A 13,350-nucleotide genomic window follows, 5' to 3' on the forward strand; every position below is an offset into this window, starting at 1 on the left:
GAGGCTCCCGAATGCCCCAGGAAACGCCCTATACCGGTATCTTCCCCATCGTTCCCACGCCGTTCCATGACGACGGGTCGCTCGATCTCGACGGGCAGAAGCGGGTGCTCGACTGCATGATCGACCAGGGCGTCGACGGGCTGTGCATCCTGGCGAACTATTCCGAGCAGTTCCTGCTCTCCGATGCCGAGCGCGAGACCCTCCAGACCCTGTGCATGGAGCATGTGGCGGGGCGCGTGCCGGTGATCGCCACCTGCAGCCATTTCTCCACCCAGGTGGCGGCGGCGCGCTGCAAGCGGGCGCAGGAGCAGGGCGCGGCGATGGTGATGATGATGCCGCCCTATCACGGTGCATTGCTGAAGGCCGGCGACCAGGGGGTGTTCGAGCATTTCGCCGCGCTGTCGCAGGCGATCGACATCCCGATCATGATCCAGGACGCGCCGCTGAGCGGCACCACCCTGTCGGTGCCGCTGCTGGCGCGGGTCGCCAAGGAGCTGGGCAATGTCAGCTACTTCAAGATCGAGATGCCGGGCACGGCGGGCAAGCTGCGCGCCCTGATCGAGGCGGCGGGCGATCACATCGACGGACCGTTCGACGGCGAGGAGGGCATCACCCTGATGGCCGATCTCGATGCCGGGGCGACCGGAACCATGACCAGCGGCCTCGCCTGCGAGCAGATCCGGCCGATCGTGATGGATTTCCTGGCCGGCGACCGCGCCAAGGCCGAGGCGCAGTACAACCGCATGCTGCCGCTGATCAATTTCGAGAACCGCCAGTGCGGGCTGCGGGCCTGCAAGACGGTGATGCAGGCGGGCGGGGTGATCAAGTCGGACGCGGTCCGCCACCCGCTGGAGCCGCTCCCGGCCCCGACCCGCGACGCGCTGCTGACCATGGCGAACGATCTGGACCTGATCGCGGCGCGCTGGGGGAAGTAAGCCTCTTTCTCTCCCGTCTCCCCGGCCTTGTGCCGGGGCCTAGGGCGACGCTTGCGGGAGCGTCGGCGGATAATTCCCGAGCGCTCCAGCCATCCCTTTTCTGGATCCCGGCGCGGGGCCGGGAAGACGGGGAGAGGTGGGAACTACCCCACCATCCCCAACTCCCGCGCCTGGATCTGCAGCGCCAGGTATTTCGAATACACCCGGCACTGGGAGAACGCCCCGCCGGTGAACCAGAGCCCCGGCTGGCCGGTCGCCATCCACATGTTGCGCAGCTCCTGGGTGTCCGGGTCGAAGTTCCAGACCGGCCCGGCCCGCTCGGCGATCTCCTCCCCGAACAGCAGGCGCACCATGTGGTCCTGGTTCTTGTAGCCGGTCGCCAGCACCACCAGCTCGGCCGGCCGCTCCCCGCCCGACCTCATCGCCACCCCGCCGGGGGTGAAGCGGTCGATATCGGCGTACTGGATCAGGTCGATCCTGCCATCCGCGATCAGCTCCGAGCATCCGACGTTGAAGTAATACCCGCCGCCCCGGGTGCGGTACTTCAGCGGCCAGCCAGTCCCGTTCTCGCCGAAATCGAGCCGGAACCCGGCCTTCTCCAGCCCGTCGAGCAGCGGTTTGTCCAGCTCCTTCACCCGGTCGGTGATCTCCTTATGCGCCGCCTTCATCAGGGCGAGCGGGACCGACAGGGTGATCAGGTCGCGGTCGTCGCGCGACGGGCCGGGGCCGAGGAACACGCCGTCATAGAGCTGGGCGCTCGGCTCGATGTTGACCACCAGGGTGGGGCTGCGCTGGACCATGGTGACCTGCGCCCCGTTGCCCTGCAGGTCCTGGGCGATGTCGTGGGCGCTGGTGCCGGTGCCGAAGACCATCACCGGCCGGTCGCGCCACTGCGCCCCGTCGCCGAACCGGCTGGAATGCAGCACCGTCCCCTGGAAGTTCTCCAGGGTCGGGATGTCAGGGATGCTGGGCGTACCGCTGACGCTGGTTGCCATGACGATGTGGCGCGGGCGCATCTCGCGGGTGCTGCCGTCGGCCAGGGTCAGCCGGGCGGTCCAGCATTGCGCCGCCTCGTCCCATTCCGCCCCGTCGAAGCTGGTGTGGGTCCAGAAGTTGATCGCCATCACGCCGACATAGAATTCGAGCCAGTCGGCGATCAGGTCCTTGGGGATGTAGGAGGGGAAGGTCTCCGGGAACGGCAGGTAGGGCAGATGATTGCTGTGCAGCGTGTTGTGCAGTTTCAGCCCGTGATAGCGCAGGCGCCAGTTGTCGCCGATCCGCGCCATCCTATCCACGATCAGGGTGTCGATGCCGAGCTGGCCGAGCCGGGCCGCCGCGGTGATCCCGCCATGGCCGCCGCCGACCACCAGCACCGCCGGGTCGCGGTCGGCATAGGCGGCACTCTCCCGCCGCTTGTCGGCCCAGTTCGGGCCGTGGAAGGCGCGGGACACCGCCGGCTCGTCCCGGGCGGCGCGCAGGGTCTCCTCCTCATGGCCGCGGATCGCCTCCAGGGTGGTGAGCAGGGTCCAGGCCTTCTGCGCGCCGACCGCCATGCGCAGCAGGCCGGCGCAGCGTCCGATATCGGTCTGGAAGCTGAGAAACGCCTCCACCACCTCGGCACCGGCACGTCGGACCGTGCGGGGCGGACAGCGTTCCGGGTCGATCGCCACATCGCGCAGGCTCCGCTGCGCCGCCAACGCGGTCAGGTCGGCGGCGATCGTGTCTCGTCCGCTTGTGGTCTTCAGCGTCCAGGTCAGGGCCAGCGTGTCGCGCCAGTGGCTGTCGGCCTCGAACAGGTCCGCCACCGCCCTGGCAGTGCCGGTCGCGAGGGCGGCGTTGAAATCCTCGACCCAGCGCAGGGCGGCGCGTTCCGGCGTTCGGTAGACGGCGGCGTCCATGTCAGCCGAGTTCTCCAAGCGCGGGGCGGCGGGCGATCTGTTCCACCGTGGGATCGCCGGTGCGGCCATAGGCCCACCAGACCCCGTAGCCGAGCAGGGCGCGCACCCGGTCGGAGGCCGCCTCGTACATCGCGTCGCTGAGCCCCACGGTGTAGTTCTCCTGCGGTCGGAACTGCGGCCCGCAGAAGGTGACCAGCAGGCCCCAGCGGTCGGTGTTGCCGGAATTGGCGCCGGTGCCGTGCCAGATCCGGCCGTCGGTGATGACGGCGGTGCCGGCCGGTCCCTCGGCGGCGATCGTCTCGATATCGCCGTCCAGCTCCGGATCCGGATGGCGGCCCCAGAGGTGGCTGCCCGGCACGATCCGGGTGCCGCCGTTGGTCTCGGTGAAGTCGTTCAGCATGACGATCACCTGGGCGCAGGCGGCCGGCGCGATCATCGGCGGCACGTCGTCGGGGGCCAGGTTCGGGTCGCGGTCGAAGGTGGTCCGGTTGGTCGAGCCGATCGGCAGCGGCCGGCGGTCGGGTCGATGCGGGATCGGCGCCCACCACTGGTCGGTGTGCAGGTTCATCGGCACGCTGCCCGGCCGCGCGATATTGGCGTTGAAGGCGGAGAGCTGGAACGCATCGCCGAGCACATGGCCGACGAGATCCAGGACCGGTTCGCGCTCCAGCACCTCGTGATAGACCGCGCCCTTGTTGGCCAGCATCCAGACCCGCTGGTTCACGCCGCCGTTGCGGGCCTTGAACGCGTCGGCGCGGATCCGGCCCTGCGCGTCGCGGAAAGCGCCCCATTGCTGGTCGGCGCCGCCATCCTCGAAGGCATGGTCGAGCTGTTTCTCCGCGTCCGCCTGGGCCTGGGTGCGGGCACGCACCCGGCCGAGCAGCGGCTCCGGCACCGCGTCCTGCAGCAGGCAGTATCCGAAACGGTCGATATCGGCGCGCGCTCGATCCAGGTCCGTCGTCGGCCTGGGCAGATCGCGGCGGTCGACGGATTTCGTGATCGCAACAGTCACGGCAGCCTCCCTCGGTCTCCGCCGGTCTTGTTTTTGGCCCGCCTGTTCGCGGCGGGCTTGGCGACCGGTCGGTGTGCTTTATGATGCGCGAAGCGTAGGGGCTGCGCGAACCGGACGGCAAGATACCGAATACGGACGGGACGGCTCAGAATCGTTGTCCTGCGGGACCCCAGGGGCTATGGGAGTGGCCCTGCAGCACGCGACAGTCACGGGAGGATCGGACCATGACGGGCGACGGGTATGCCGGCGACGTAACCAGCGTCGAGGCGATGGAGATTCTGAGAAACACCGCCGGCGCGGTGCTGCTGGACGTGCGGACCGACGCGGAGTGGACGTTTGTCGGCCGTCCGGATCTGAGCAGCCTCGGCCGGGAGCCGGTGCTGATCTCCTGGCAGACCTTCCCGGGCATGGCGCCGAACGGCGGCTTCGTCGAGGCGGTCCGCCGGTCGATCCAGGCGAAGGACGTGCCGGTTCTGGTGATGTGCCGGTCGGGCCAGCGCTCCAAGAGTGCCGCCATCGCGCTGACCGAGGCCGGCTACGGCGACTGCCGCAACATCTCCGACGGTTTCGAAGGACCGAAGGACGAGGACGGCCACCGCAACACCGTGGCGGGCTGGCGGGCCAACGGCCTGCCCTGGCAGCAGGGCTGAGAGGGAGGCACCATGGCCGACCGCAAGATCTATCGACTGCTCACCGGGGCCGACGACGCCGCATTCTGCGTGCGGGTCGGCGACGCGCTGAAGGAGGGCTACGTCCTCTACGGCTCGCCCGGCATCACCCACGGACCCGACGGCGTGATCGTCTCCCAGGCGGTCGTGCTGCCGGAATACCTGCCGCCTCTTCCCAAGGAGACGCCCGCGTGACTTCCGACACGAACGGCTGGCGCCAAGCGACCCGTCTGGTGCGCACCGGCTTGGCGCGCAGCCCGAACAACGAGACCGCCGAGGCGCTCTACCTGAACTCCGGCTTCGTCTTCAATTCGGCCGCCGAGGCCGAGGCGGCGTTCAAGGGCGAGAACGACGTCTACATGTACTCGCGCTACGGCAACCCGACGGTCACCACCTTCGAGGAGCGCCTCGCGGCCCTGGAAGGGGCGGAGATGTGCCGGGCGACGGCGACCGGCATGGCGGCGATCTTCTCGGCCCTGGCCTGTCAGCTCAAGAGCGGCGACCGGGTCGTCGCCGCCCGCGAGCTGTTCGGCGCCTGCCACCACATCGTTGCCAAGATCCTCCCGAAATGGGGCGTGGAAACGCAGTTCGTGAAGGGCACCGACCTGGAGGCCTGGAAGGCCGCCCTGTCGACGCCGGCCAATGCCGTGCTGCTGGAAAGCCCGTCGAACCCGATGCTCGACCTGGTGGATATCGCCGCCGTTTCCGAGCTGGCCCACGCCGCCGGGGCGAAGGTGATCGTCGACAATGTCTTCGCCACCCCGCTGTTCCAGAGCCCGCTGGACCTCGGCGCCGACATCGTCGTCTATTCGGCCACCAAGCATATCGACGGCCATGGCCGCTGCCTCGGTGGTGCCGTGCTGGGCTCGGCGGCCTGGATGAACGAGCATTTCATTCCGTTCTACCGCAATACCGGCCCGTCCATGAGCCCGTTCAACGCCTGGGTCATGGCCAAGTCGCTGGAGACCCTGGAACTGCGCGTGGAGCGGATGAGCGCCACGGCGGCCAAGGTCGCCGACTGGCTCGCCGCCCAGGACACGGTGCTGCAGGTACGCTATCCGGGTCGCAGCGACCATCCGCAGCACGACCTGGCCAAGCGGCAGATGCGCGGCTTCGGCAGCCTTGTGGCGATGGAGGTCGCGGGTGGCAAGACGGCGGCCTTCAAGGTGCTGGACAGCCTGAAGGTCATCGACCTGTCGAACAATCTCGGCGATGCCAAGTCGCTGGCCTGCCATCCGTCGACCACGACCCATGCCAAGGTCCCGGTCGAGGAGAAGCTGGACTGCGGCATCACCGACGGGTCGATCCGGCTGTCTGTCGGTCTTGAACACCCCGACGACCTGACCGAGGATCTGGCGCAAGCCCTGGCGGCGGCCTCCTGACCTTTCGAGGGGCGCCCGACCCGGGCGCTCACGGAGGGGAACGGCCATGATCGAGTTGAAGAACCACGCCCTGGACAAACTGCGCGCCGGCGAGCTGTCGCTCGGCGTCGGCCTGCGCCAGGCACGCACCGTCGATATCGGCAAGGCGATGAAGACGGCCGGGTTCGACTGGCTGTTCATCGACATGGAGCACAACTCCATGGACGTGGATATGGCGGTGCAGATCTGTGTCGCGGCCCAGGACGCCGGCATCACACCGATCGTCCGGGTGCCTGGCTTCCAGCATTTCCACGCCACCCGGGTGCTCGACGGCGGTGCCCAGGGCATCGTCGTGCCCCATGTGGACGACGCGGAGACGGCGGCTCAGATGGTGTCCAACATGCGCTATCCGCCGCTGGGCCACCGTTCGGTCACCGGCGCCTTGCCGCAGCTCGATTTCGAGGGCCATCCGGTGGCGGACACCGCAGAGGCGGTGAACCGCGAGACCCTGCTGGTGGTGATGCTGGAGACGCCGACGGCGATCGCCAACGCCCATGAGATCGCTGCCGTGCCCGGGGTCGACGCCCTGCTGATCGGCACCAGCGACCTGACCATGGAGATGGGCATCCCCGGACAGCCGGAGCATCCGGACGTGATCCGGGCCTACGAGACGATGCTCGACGCCTGCCGGACCCACGGGAAGTTCGCGGGCATGGGTGGGATCTACGATCCGCCGGTCATGCAGCGCTATGTGGAGATGGGGGTGCGCATGGTCCTGGCCGGAAGCGATCTGGCGTTCCTGATGGCCGGGGCGCGGGCACGCGCGAAGGAAGTCCGCGGCCTGCTGTAGCCGTGCGGAGAAGAGGCGGCCGATCGCGGCCGGCCGCCTCGGTCGGTCTCAGAATTCCAGCGTGATGCCGGTGACGACGGCCCAGCCCTCGTTGTCGGCGCCGCTGTCTGCCTCGAACTCGCTGCGGAAGATCGAGCCCAGCGCGGTCACGCCCGGGCCGAGGTCGTAGGCGCCGGACAGCATGATCGTGTTGTGATCGCTGTCGCCGGCGGTGGCGACGCTGTCCTCGACCGAACCCTGGTAGTAGGACAGGGACACCGAGGCATCGCCGAAGGCATAGGCCACGCCGATGTCGAAGCCGTCGCCGTCGAACGACGTCGCGGTATCGGTCCCGCCGCCCGGGTTGCCCTGGGTGTTGGCGTAGGACCCGCCGACGGTGAAGCCGGCATAGGTCAGGTTGGCGCCGAAGCTGTAGCCCTCGGCGTCGTTGCCGGCGGCGCCCACGCCGTCCGGCTTGTCGGCGAACAGGTACCCGGCGGCCACGGCCACTTCGACTCCACCGAATTCCTCGACGAAGTTGGCGCCGAACGCGATGCCGTCGCTGTAGAGGTCGCCGGCCGGCTGCACGTTGTTGTCGCGCTCGAATTCGGGAATGTAGGACACACCGAACTGGAAGCCGGAGAAGCGCGGCGTGAAGTAGTTGATCTTCGAGGCCTGGTCTTCGCCCAAATACAGATAGGTGGACTGGAAGGCGGAATCCGCATCGCCGCCGGACAGGTTGACCACCCAGTCGGAGATGTCGCTGTCGTTGATGCCGTAGCCCACGTCCGGGGCCGAATAGTGCATCAGGGCCGCGACCGTGTCGGTCTGGCCGATCTCGAGCCGACCGGCGCTGCTCTCGACATAGAGAATCGAGCCGTCGATCTGGTCGCCGCCCGAGGACATGGCGTCGAGGCCGACTTCCATGCCGAAGGACAGGCCGTTGTCGAGGGTGATCTCGCCGCCGAAGACGATAGTGCCGTCGGTCTTTACGTCGAACCCGGTGAAGTCGCCGCTGTTCGTGTCGTTATCGACATAGCCGAAATACTGGGTGTACTCGCCGCCGATCTCGACGGAGAGCTTTTCCGCCGCGCCGGCGGACGGTGCCAGGGCAAATGTTGCGAGCACCGATGCGGCGATGCCGACCGGCCGCCACCGTACCAAGCCAAATGGTTGGTTCATGGTTCCCCCCTCCAGAGGGTCAACAAACTGATGCGAACAGATCGCGGGTTGCGGACGCCGTTGCAAATGAGTTGCAACGGCAGAATGTACTCTGACTTTAGGTCAGTGTCTCTGTCTCTATAATAGCAATGTTATAACATTGCAATTTGGGACTCCACCCCGATATGGATGCGCAGCCGACGGCCCCGCCCCCCGGTGCAGATGCCGCGCTGAGCGGGCCTGATGGGTGCTTGATGTATGGATGTGTCGTCCGTTTGACCTGTTGGGTTTTTCGCTGCTTCGGCCATCGGTCTCCACCACGTTGTTGGTCCGGTACAGATTAATGCGAATCATTCGCATTTTGTTATTGCAATTGCGAATGGCTTGCAATAACAAACTACCGGGACGTCCACGGAGGTCCAAGGCAAGCCAACGAACCGGCGGCGCGTCCGCCGGCGATCTGACCGACAGAGGGGAAAGTTCAATGAGACGCTGGATGATGGCGGGGCTTCTGGCCCTGGCACCGATCTCGGCCCAGGCCGCGGCCCCATCGGCGGATGCGGTTCTGAAGACCTATGCCGACATCGCCCACGCCGCCTACGAGGATTCGCTGATCACGGCGAAGCGGCTGGAGACCGCGGTGGACGCCCTGATCGCCTCGCCCTCCGAAGCGACCCTCACGGACGCGAAGCAGGCCTGGAAGGCCGCGCGCGTGCCGTATCAGCAGACCGAGGCCTATCGGTTCGGCAACCCGATCGTCGACGAGTGGGAAGGCAAGGTGAATGCCTGGCCGCTGGACGAGGGGCTGATCGACTATGTCGATCCGGGCAAGTACGGCGCGTCGAGCGACGACAACCCGTATTACACCGCCAACGTCATCGCCAATCCCTCGTTGAAGCTCGGCGGCAGCACCCTGGAGACGCCGAAGATCACCATGGCGGTCATCCAGGAACTGCATGAACTGGACGCCGTCGAGGCGAACGTCACCACCGGCTACCACGCCATCGAATTTCTGCTCTGGGGGCAGGACCTGAACGGCACCGGCCCGGGCGCCGGCGCGCGGCCCTATACCGATTTCGACCCGCAGAACTGTACCAACGGCAACTGCGAGCGTCGCGCCGACTATCTGAAGGTCGCGACTGATCTGCTGATCGCCGACCTGGAAGAGATGGTGGCCAACTGGGCCGAGAGCGGTGCCGCCCGCGCCCAGCTCATGGCGGCAGGCGACAAGGGCGGTCTGGCCATGATCCTGACCGGCATGGGCAGCCTGTCCTACGGCGAGCTGGCCGGCGAGCGCATGAAGCTCGGCCTGCTGCTGCACGATCCGGAGGAAGAGCATGACTGCTTCTCCGACAACACCCACTGGTCGCATTACTACGATGCCCAGGGCGTGAAGAACGTCTACGAGGGCCGCTATGAGCGTGTCGACGGCAGCGTGGTCGAGGGGCCGAGCGTCTCCGACCTGGTGGCCGCGACCGATGCGGAGCTGGATAAGGCTCTGTCGGCTGCCCTGAACGACACCATGGCGAAGATGACCGACATGGCCGATGCCGCCGAGGCGGGCGAGGCCTACGACCAGCAGATCGGCGAAGGCAACGAGGCCGGCAACGCCCGGGTCGATGCCGCCATCACCGCCCTTCTGGTTCAGACACGTGAGATCGAGCGCGCGGTCGCGGCGCTCGGGCTGGACAATCTCTCGATCGAGGGATCGGACAGTTTGGACAATCCCGCCGCTGTTTTTCAGTGACCGGGATTGACGCGATCACTCTCTAGTCGAAGCATGGCAACTTGGGCGGTCCGGCAACGGGCCGCCCCTTTTCGCCGAAACCCACCAGGTATTTAAGGTCATGCGACGCATACAGGTGACGGGCGCGTTCACCGCCGTACTTCTCACCGGCCTCGCCGCTTCGATGCTGCTGGCGACCGTCTGCGAGACGACCGCGGATCCGGCCGGCAGCCTGCCGGCGGGCGACGCCACCTCTGCGCATGCCCCCGACGCAAACGCGCTTTCCCACTCCTCGGCGACCCTGCCCTTCGAGAAGGAGCTCGACTTCAAGGTCGGCAACGGCATCTTCAAGAAGCTCTGGGTCACCGCCCCCGCCTCGACCAAATCCTCCGACGGGTTGGGGCCGCTCTATAACGCGCGGGCCTGCCAGCGCTGCCATCTGAAGGACGGGCGCGGTCATCCGCCGTCGGCCAACTTCCCCGAGGACAACGCGGTCTCGATGCTGATCCGTCTCGGCATCCCGATCGGGCCGCGCGATACTAGGCCGGACCCGGTCTATGGCGGTCAGCTTCAGGACTTCGCCGTCGCCGGCCTCCCCATCGAGGGGCGCCCGCATGTCACCTGGACCGAGGAACTGGTCGTCCTCGCCGACGGCACCGAGGTGTCCCTGCGCCGCCCGGACTGGACCGTCGCGGATCTCGGGTACGGCCCGATGGACCCGGAAACCCGGATTTCTGTCCGCATGGCGCCGCCGATGATCGGCCTCGGTCTGCTGGAGGCGGTGCCGGCCGAGCAGATCGCCGCCTATGCCGATCCGGAGGATTCGGACGGCGACGGCATCTCCGGCCGCGCGGCCGAAGTGACCAACGCGGAGACCGGCGACCTAATGCTCGGCCGCTTCGGCTGGAAGGCCTCGCAGCCGACCCTGCGGCAGCAGACCCAGGCGGCCTTCCTCGGCGATATGGGCCTGTCGACGACGGCGTTCCCCTTCGGCCATGGCGACTGCACCGATCGCCAGCCGCTCTGCCGCGACGCGCCGGACGGCGGCAGCCAGGCGACCGGCCTGGAGGTGAGCGAGACCATGCTGAAGCTGGTGGTCTTCTACTCCCGCCACCTCGCGGTGCCGGCGCGGCGCGACCTCACCGATCCCGCCGTCGCCCGCGGCCAGTCGGTCTTCGCCGAGGCGGGCTGCGCAAGCTGCCACCGCCCCAGCCTGACCACGGCGGCGGATGCGGCGGACCCGGCGCTGGCGGGCCACACGATCTACGCCTTCACCGACATGCTGCTGCACGACATGGGCCCGGACCTGGCCGACGGGTTGCCGGAAGGCGATGCGACGCAGTCCGAGTGGCGCACGCCGCCGCTCTGGGGCATCGGCCTGACGCAGACCGTCAACGGGCACACCAACTTCCTGCATGACGGCCGGGCGCGGTCGGTGCTGGAGGCGATCCTGTGGCATGGTGGCGAGGCACAGGCGGCGCGGGACCATGTGGTCGGCCTCGACCCCGCCGACCGGGACGCCCTGATCGCCTATATCAACTCGCTCTAGGAGGCCGCGATGCGGTTCCTCGCCGTTCTGTTCACCGTCTTCTGGCTTCTGCCGGCGCAGGGCGTGCGCGCCGACGTGCCGAAGGAGCTGGTGGAGGATCTGGTCGACGGCAACGTGATCCCGGCCTACCGCGCGTTCGAGGCCAAGACCGGCGCGCTGGCCGATGCGGTGACGACCGCCTGCGCCGGCGGTGCGCTGGCGACCGACGCGGTCAAGGCGGCCTTCGCCGAGGCCTGGCTCGCCTGGGCCGGCGCGCGGCACGTGGTGAAGGGACCCGTCACCTTTTTCGATCGGCAGTTCCGCATCCAGTTCTGGCCGGACAGCCGCAACCGGATCGAGCGGGCGCTGATCGATCTGCGCAGCGTGGGCGGCACGCCGGACATCGCCTCCGCCGCCGTCGGGGTCCAGGGCTTTCCCGCGCTGGAGCGGCTGATCTACGAGGGCAAGGGGGTGGACGACTGTTTCATCGCCCGTCCGATCGCCGCGAACCTGCACACCATGGCGGGCGAGATCCTGACCGAATGGACCGAGGGCGACAGCCCGTTCCGCAAGGCGCTCGTGGCGCCGGGGAGCGGGGCCGGGGTGTACTTCACCTTTTCGGAATCCCTGACCGCGCTGATGACCGGTGCGACGGCCTCGCTCGAGGGCATCCTGCGGTTGCGCCTGAAGCGGCCGCTGGGCGAGGAGAGCGGCCATGCCCGGCCGAACCGGGCCGAGGCCTGGCGCAGCGAGCTCTCCATGGATCTGATCCGCGCCGACCTCGCCGCGGTGGCCGATTTCTATCACGGCGGCGCCGAGGCCCCGGAGGAGTCCCGGGGGGTGGACGCGGCCCTGCGCCGGAGCGGCGAGACCGAGCTTGCCGATCTGATGACCAAGGCGTTCCGCATCACCCGGCAGACGGCGGACAAGGTCGACCGGCCGCTCAGCGCGGCGGTGGTCGACCCGGAAATGCAGCCGGTCCTCGACGAGCTGGTCACCCAGGTCTCCGCCCTGAAGGCGCTGATCGTCCAGAAGGTCGGCCCGGCGATCGGCATCGCCGGCGGGTTCAACGCCATGGACGGGGACTGACCATGGGCGACGCTCTGCTGTCGCGCCGCGGGGTTCTGGCCGCCCTGGCCAGCCTGCCGGCTCTGGGCGCCTTTCCGGCGGTCGCCGCCGCCCGGCCGGTGGTGGTCACCACCGCGAAACTGGCCGCCGGCGGTTTCGGCATTGTCGGCATCGACGCCGACGGGCAGGCGAGCTTCGTCGAACCGCTGCCCGACCGGGGGCACGGCGTGGTGCCGCGCCCCGGCGGCGACGACGTCGCCGTGGTCGCCCGCCGCCCGGGCCGCTTCGGCTATGTGGTCGCCGGGCACACCGGGGCGGTCCGGGCCGAACTCGACCTGCCGGACACCCGGCACTATTACGGCCATGCCGCCTATTCCGCCGACGGGCGGCTGCTCTACACCACCGAGAACGCCTTCGATGAGGACCGCGGCGTGCTTGGCGTCTGGGATGCCGCCGCCGGCTATGCCCGGGTGGGAGAGATCGACAGCGCCGGCATCGGTCCGCACGAGGTCCGCCGCGCCGCCGATGACGGATCGCTCTGGGTCGCCAATGGCGGCATCCTCACGCATCCGGACAGCGGCCGGATCAAGCTGAACCTGCCGACCATGCAGCCGACCCTGGCCCGGGTGGCGCCCGACGGCACCGCGGCCGAGCGGGTTCTGGTGCTGCCGGAGGAGCTGCACAAGCTGAGCATGCGCCACGTCGCCACCCACCGGGAGTCGGTGGCCGTCGCCATGCAGTACGAGGGGCCGGAAAGCGACATCGTTCCGCTGATCGCGCTCACCACGACGCAAGGCACCACGACGCAGGGCACCGCGCCGCGCCTGCTCGACCTGCCGGAAATCCTGGCCCTGCGCTCGCGCCAGTATACCGGCGACGTGGCCTTCGACCCTTCAGGGTCGGTGGTCGGCGCCGGTCTGCCGCGCGGCGGCTTCTTCGCCTTCTGGGCGGTGGAGGACGGTCGCTTCCTGGGCTCCGTGGAGGCGCCGGACGGCTGCGCCATCGCCACGGGCCGGGAGGCCGGCGGCTTCGTGATCTCCACCGGCATCGCCCGGATCGGCCATGTCTCGGCGGGTCCGAACGGCGTCGCGGTGCGCTGGACCCGCGCGCCCGAGGTCGCCGCCTTCGACAATCACCTGATGGCCGCGTCCTGACGGGATCCCG

General features: G+C 68.5%; 12 protein-coding genes. 9 read left to right on the forward strand and 3 right to left on the reverse strand.

Going from position 1 to position 13,350, the window contains the following annotated elements; translation table 11 throughout:
* Nucleotides 1-11 precede the first annotated feature (11 nt).
* Nucleotides 12-935, forward strand: coding sequence for a dihydrodipicolinate synthase family protein (locus G578_RS0105035; RefSeq protein ID WP_028793306.1), 924 nt, complete (start codon nt 12-14; stop codon nt 933-935).
* A gap of 143 nt (nt 936-1,078) precedes the next feature.
* Here G578_RS0105035 and G578_RS0105040 read toward each other — a convergent pair whose 3' ends face one another.
* Both G578_RS0105040 and G578_RS0105045 read right to left on the reverse strand, forming a co-directional pair.
* The gene (locus tag G578_RS0105040) at nt 1,079-2,833 is read right to left on the reverse strand and encodes a flavin-containing monooxygenase (RefSeq protein WP_028793307.1); all 1,755 of its coding nucleotides are present in this window, start codon (nt 2,831-2,833) and stop codon (nt 1,079-1,081) included.
* Nucleotide 2,834: 1 nt separating this feature from the next.
* Nucleotides 2,835-3,845, reverse strand: a complete 1,011-nt coding sequence (locus tag G578_RS0105045) for a phytanoyl-CoA dioxygenase family protein (RefSeq protein ID WP_211228872.1) — start codon at nt 3,843-3,845, stop codon at nt 2,835-2,837.
* Between the two features lie 224 nt (nt 3,846-4,069).
* Here G578_RS0105045 and G578_RS0105050 point away from each other — a divergent pair, with 224 nt between their 5' ends.
* The 4 genes from G578_RS0105050 to G578_RS0105065 are packed head-to-tail and all read left to right on the forward strand — an operon-like array spanning nt 4,070 to nt 6,724.
* On the forward strand, nt 4,070-4,495 hold the full coding sequence (locus tag G578_RS0105050) for a rhodanese-like domain-containing protein (protein WP_028793309.1): 426 nt from the start codon (nt 4,070-4,072) through the stop codon (nt 4,493-4,495).
* A gap of 12 nt (nt 4,496-4,507) precedes the next feature.
* Nucleotides 4,508-4,708, forward strand: a complete 201-nt coding sequence (locus tag G578_RS24820; protein WP_038013644.1) for a DUF1737 domain-containing protein — start codon at nt 4,508-4,510, stop codon at nt 4,706-4,708.
* Nucleotides 4,705-5,895, forward strand: a complete 1,191-nt coding sequence (metZ, locus tag G578_RS0105060; RefSeq protein ID WP_028793310.1) for an O-succinylhomoserine sulfhydrylase — start codon at nt 4,705-4,707, stop codon at nt 5,893-5,895. Before G578_RS24820 ends, metZ begins: the two co-directional genes overlap by 4 nt.
* Before the next feature lie 46 nt (nt 5,896-5,941).
* A complete protein-coding gene (locus tag G578_RS0105065) occupies nt 5,942-6,724 on the forward strand; it encodes an HpcH/HpaI aldolase family protein (protein ID WP_028793311.1) in 783 nt (260 codons plus the stop codon).
* Between the two features lie 48 nt (nt 6,725-6,772).
* On the opposite strand, the gene G578_RS0105070 is transcribed toward G578_RS0105065, so the two are convergent.
* Nucleotides 6,773-7,885 carry a porin gene (locus G578_RS0105070; RefSeq protein WP_084618697.1) on the reverse strand — a complete coding sequence of 371 codons (1,113 nt, stop codon included), beginning with the start codon at nt 7,883-7,885 and terminating at the stop codon, nt 6,773-6,775.
* A gap of 463 nt (nt 7,886-8,348) precedes the next feature.
* On the opposite strand from G578_RS0105070, the gene G578_RS0105075 reads away from it, so the two are divergent.
* The 4 genes from G578_RS0105075 to G578_RS24830 all read left to right on the forward strand — a co-directional run bounded on the left by G578_RS0105075 (nt 8,349) and on the right by G578_RS24830 (nt 13,340).
* Nucleotides 8,349-9,611, forward strand: coding sequence for an imelysin family protein (locus tag G578_RS0105075; RefSeq protein ID WP_028793313.1), 1,263 nt, complete (start codon nt 8,349-8,351; stop codon nt 9,609-9,611).
* Nucleotides 9,612-9,711: 100 nt separating this feature from the next.
* Nucleotides 9,712-11,139: a di-heme oxidoreductase family protein gene (locus tag G578_RS24825; protein ID WP_084618698.1), complete on the forward strand. Its 1,428-nt coding sequence runs from the start codon at nt 9,712-9,714 to the stop codon at nt 11,137-11,139.
* Between the two features lie 9 nt (nt 11,140-11,148).
* Nucleotides 11,149-12,207 carry an imelysin family protein gene (locus G578_RS0105085; protein ID WP_028793314.1) on the forward strand — a complete coding sequence of 353 codons (1,059 nt, stop codon included), beginning with the start codon at nt 11,149-11,151 and terminating at the stop codon, nt 12,205-12,207.
* A 2-nt stretch (nt 12,208-12,209) separates the two neighbouring features.
* Nucleotides 12,210-13,340, forward strand: a complete 1,131-nt coding sequence (locus G578_RS24830; protein ID WP_051244012.1) for a DUF1513 domain-containing protein — start codon at nt 12,210-12,212, stop codon at nt 13,338-13,340.
* The last annotated feature ends 10 nt before the right edge of the window (nt 13,341-13,350 follow it).

Source organism: Thalassobaculum salexigens DSM 19539, assembly GCF_000423805.1.
GTDB lineage: Bacteria > Pseudomonadota > Alphaproteobacteria > Thalassobaculales > Thalassobaculaceae > Thalassobaculum > Thalassobaculum litoreum.

Excerpts from the sequence above, each read along its gene's own strand:
- G578_RS24830 (WP_051244012.1), top strand. The coding sequence starts at position 12,210 with ATGGGCGACGCTCTGCTGTCGCGCCGCGGGGTTCTGGCCGCCCTGGCC.
- G578_RS24820 (WP_038013644.1), top strand. The coding sequence starts at position 4,508 with ATGGCCGACCGCAAGATCTATCGACTGCTCACCGGGGCCGACGACGCC.
- G578_RS0105065 (WP_028793311.1), top strand. The coding sequence starts at position 5,942 with ATGATCGAGTTGAAGAACCACGCCCTGGACAAACTGCGCGCCGGCGAG.
- G578_RS24825 (WP_084618698.1), top strand. The coding sequence starts at position 9,712 with ATGCGACGCATACAGGTGACGGGCGCGTTCACCGCCGTACTTCTCACC.
- G578_RS0105050 (WP_028793309.1), top strand. The coding sequence starts at position 4,070 with ATGACGGGCGACGGGTATGCCGGCGACGTAACCAGCGTCGAGGCGATG.
- G578_RS0105040 (WP_028793307.1), bottom strand. The coding sequence starts at position 2,833 with ATGGACGCCGCCGTCTACCGAACGCCGGAACGCGCCGCCCTGCGCTGG.
- G578_RS0105070 (WP_084618697.1), bottom strand. The coding sequence starts at position 7,885 with ATGAACCAACCATTTGGCTTGGTACGGTGGCGGCCGGTCGGCATCGCC.
- G578_RS0105085 (WP_028793314.1), top strand. The coding sequence starts at position 11,149 with ATGCGGTTCCTCGCCGTTCTGTTCACCGTCTTCTGGCTTCTGCCGGCG.
- G578_RS0105075 (WP_028793313.1), top strand. The coding sequence starts at position 8,349 with ATGAGACGCTGGATGATGGCGGGGCTTCTGGCCCTGGCACCGATCTCG.
- G578_RS0105035 (WP_028793306.1), top strand. The coding sequence starts at position 12 with ATGCCCCAGGAAACGCCCTATACCGGTATCTTCCCCATCGTTCCCACG.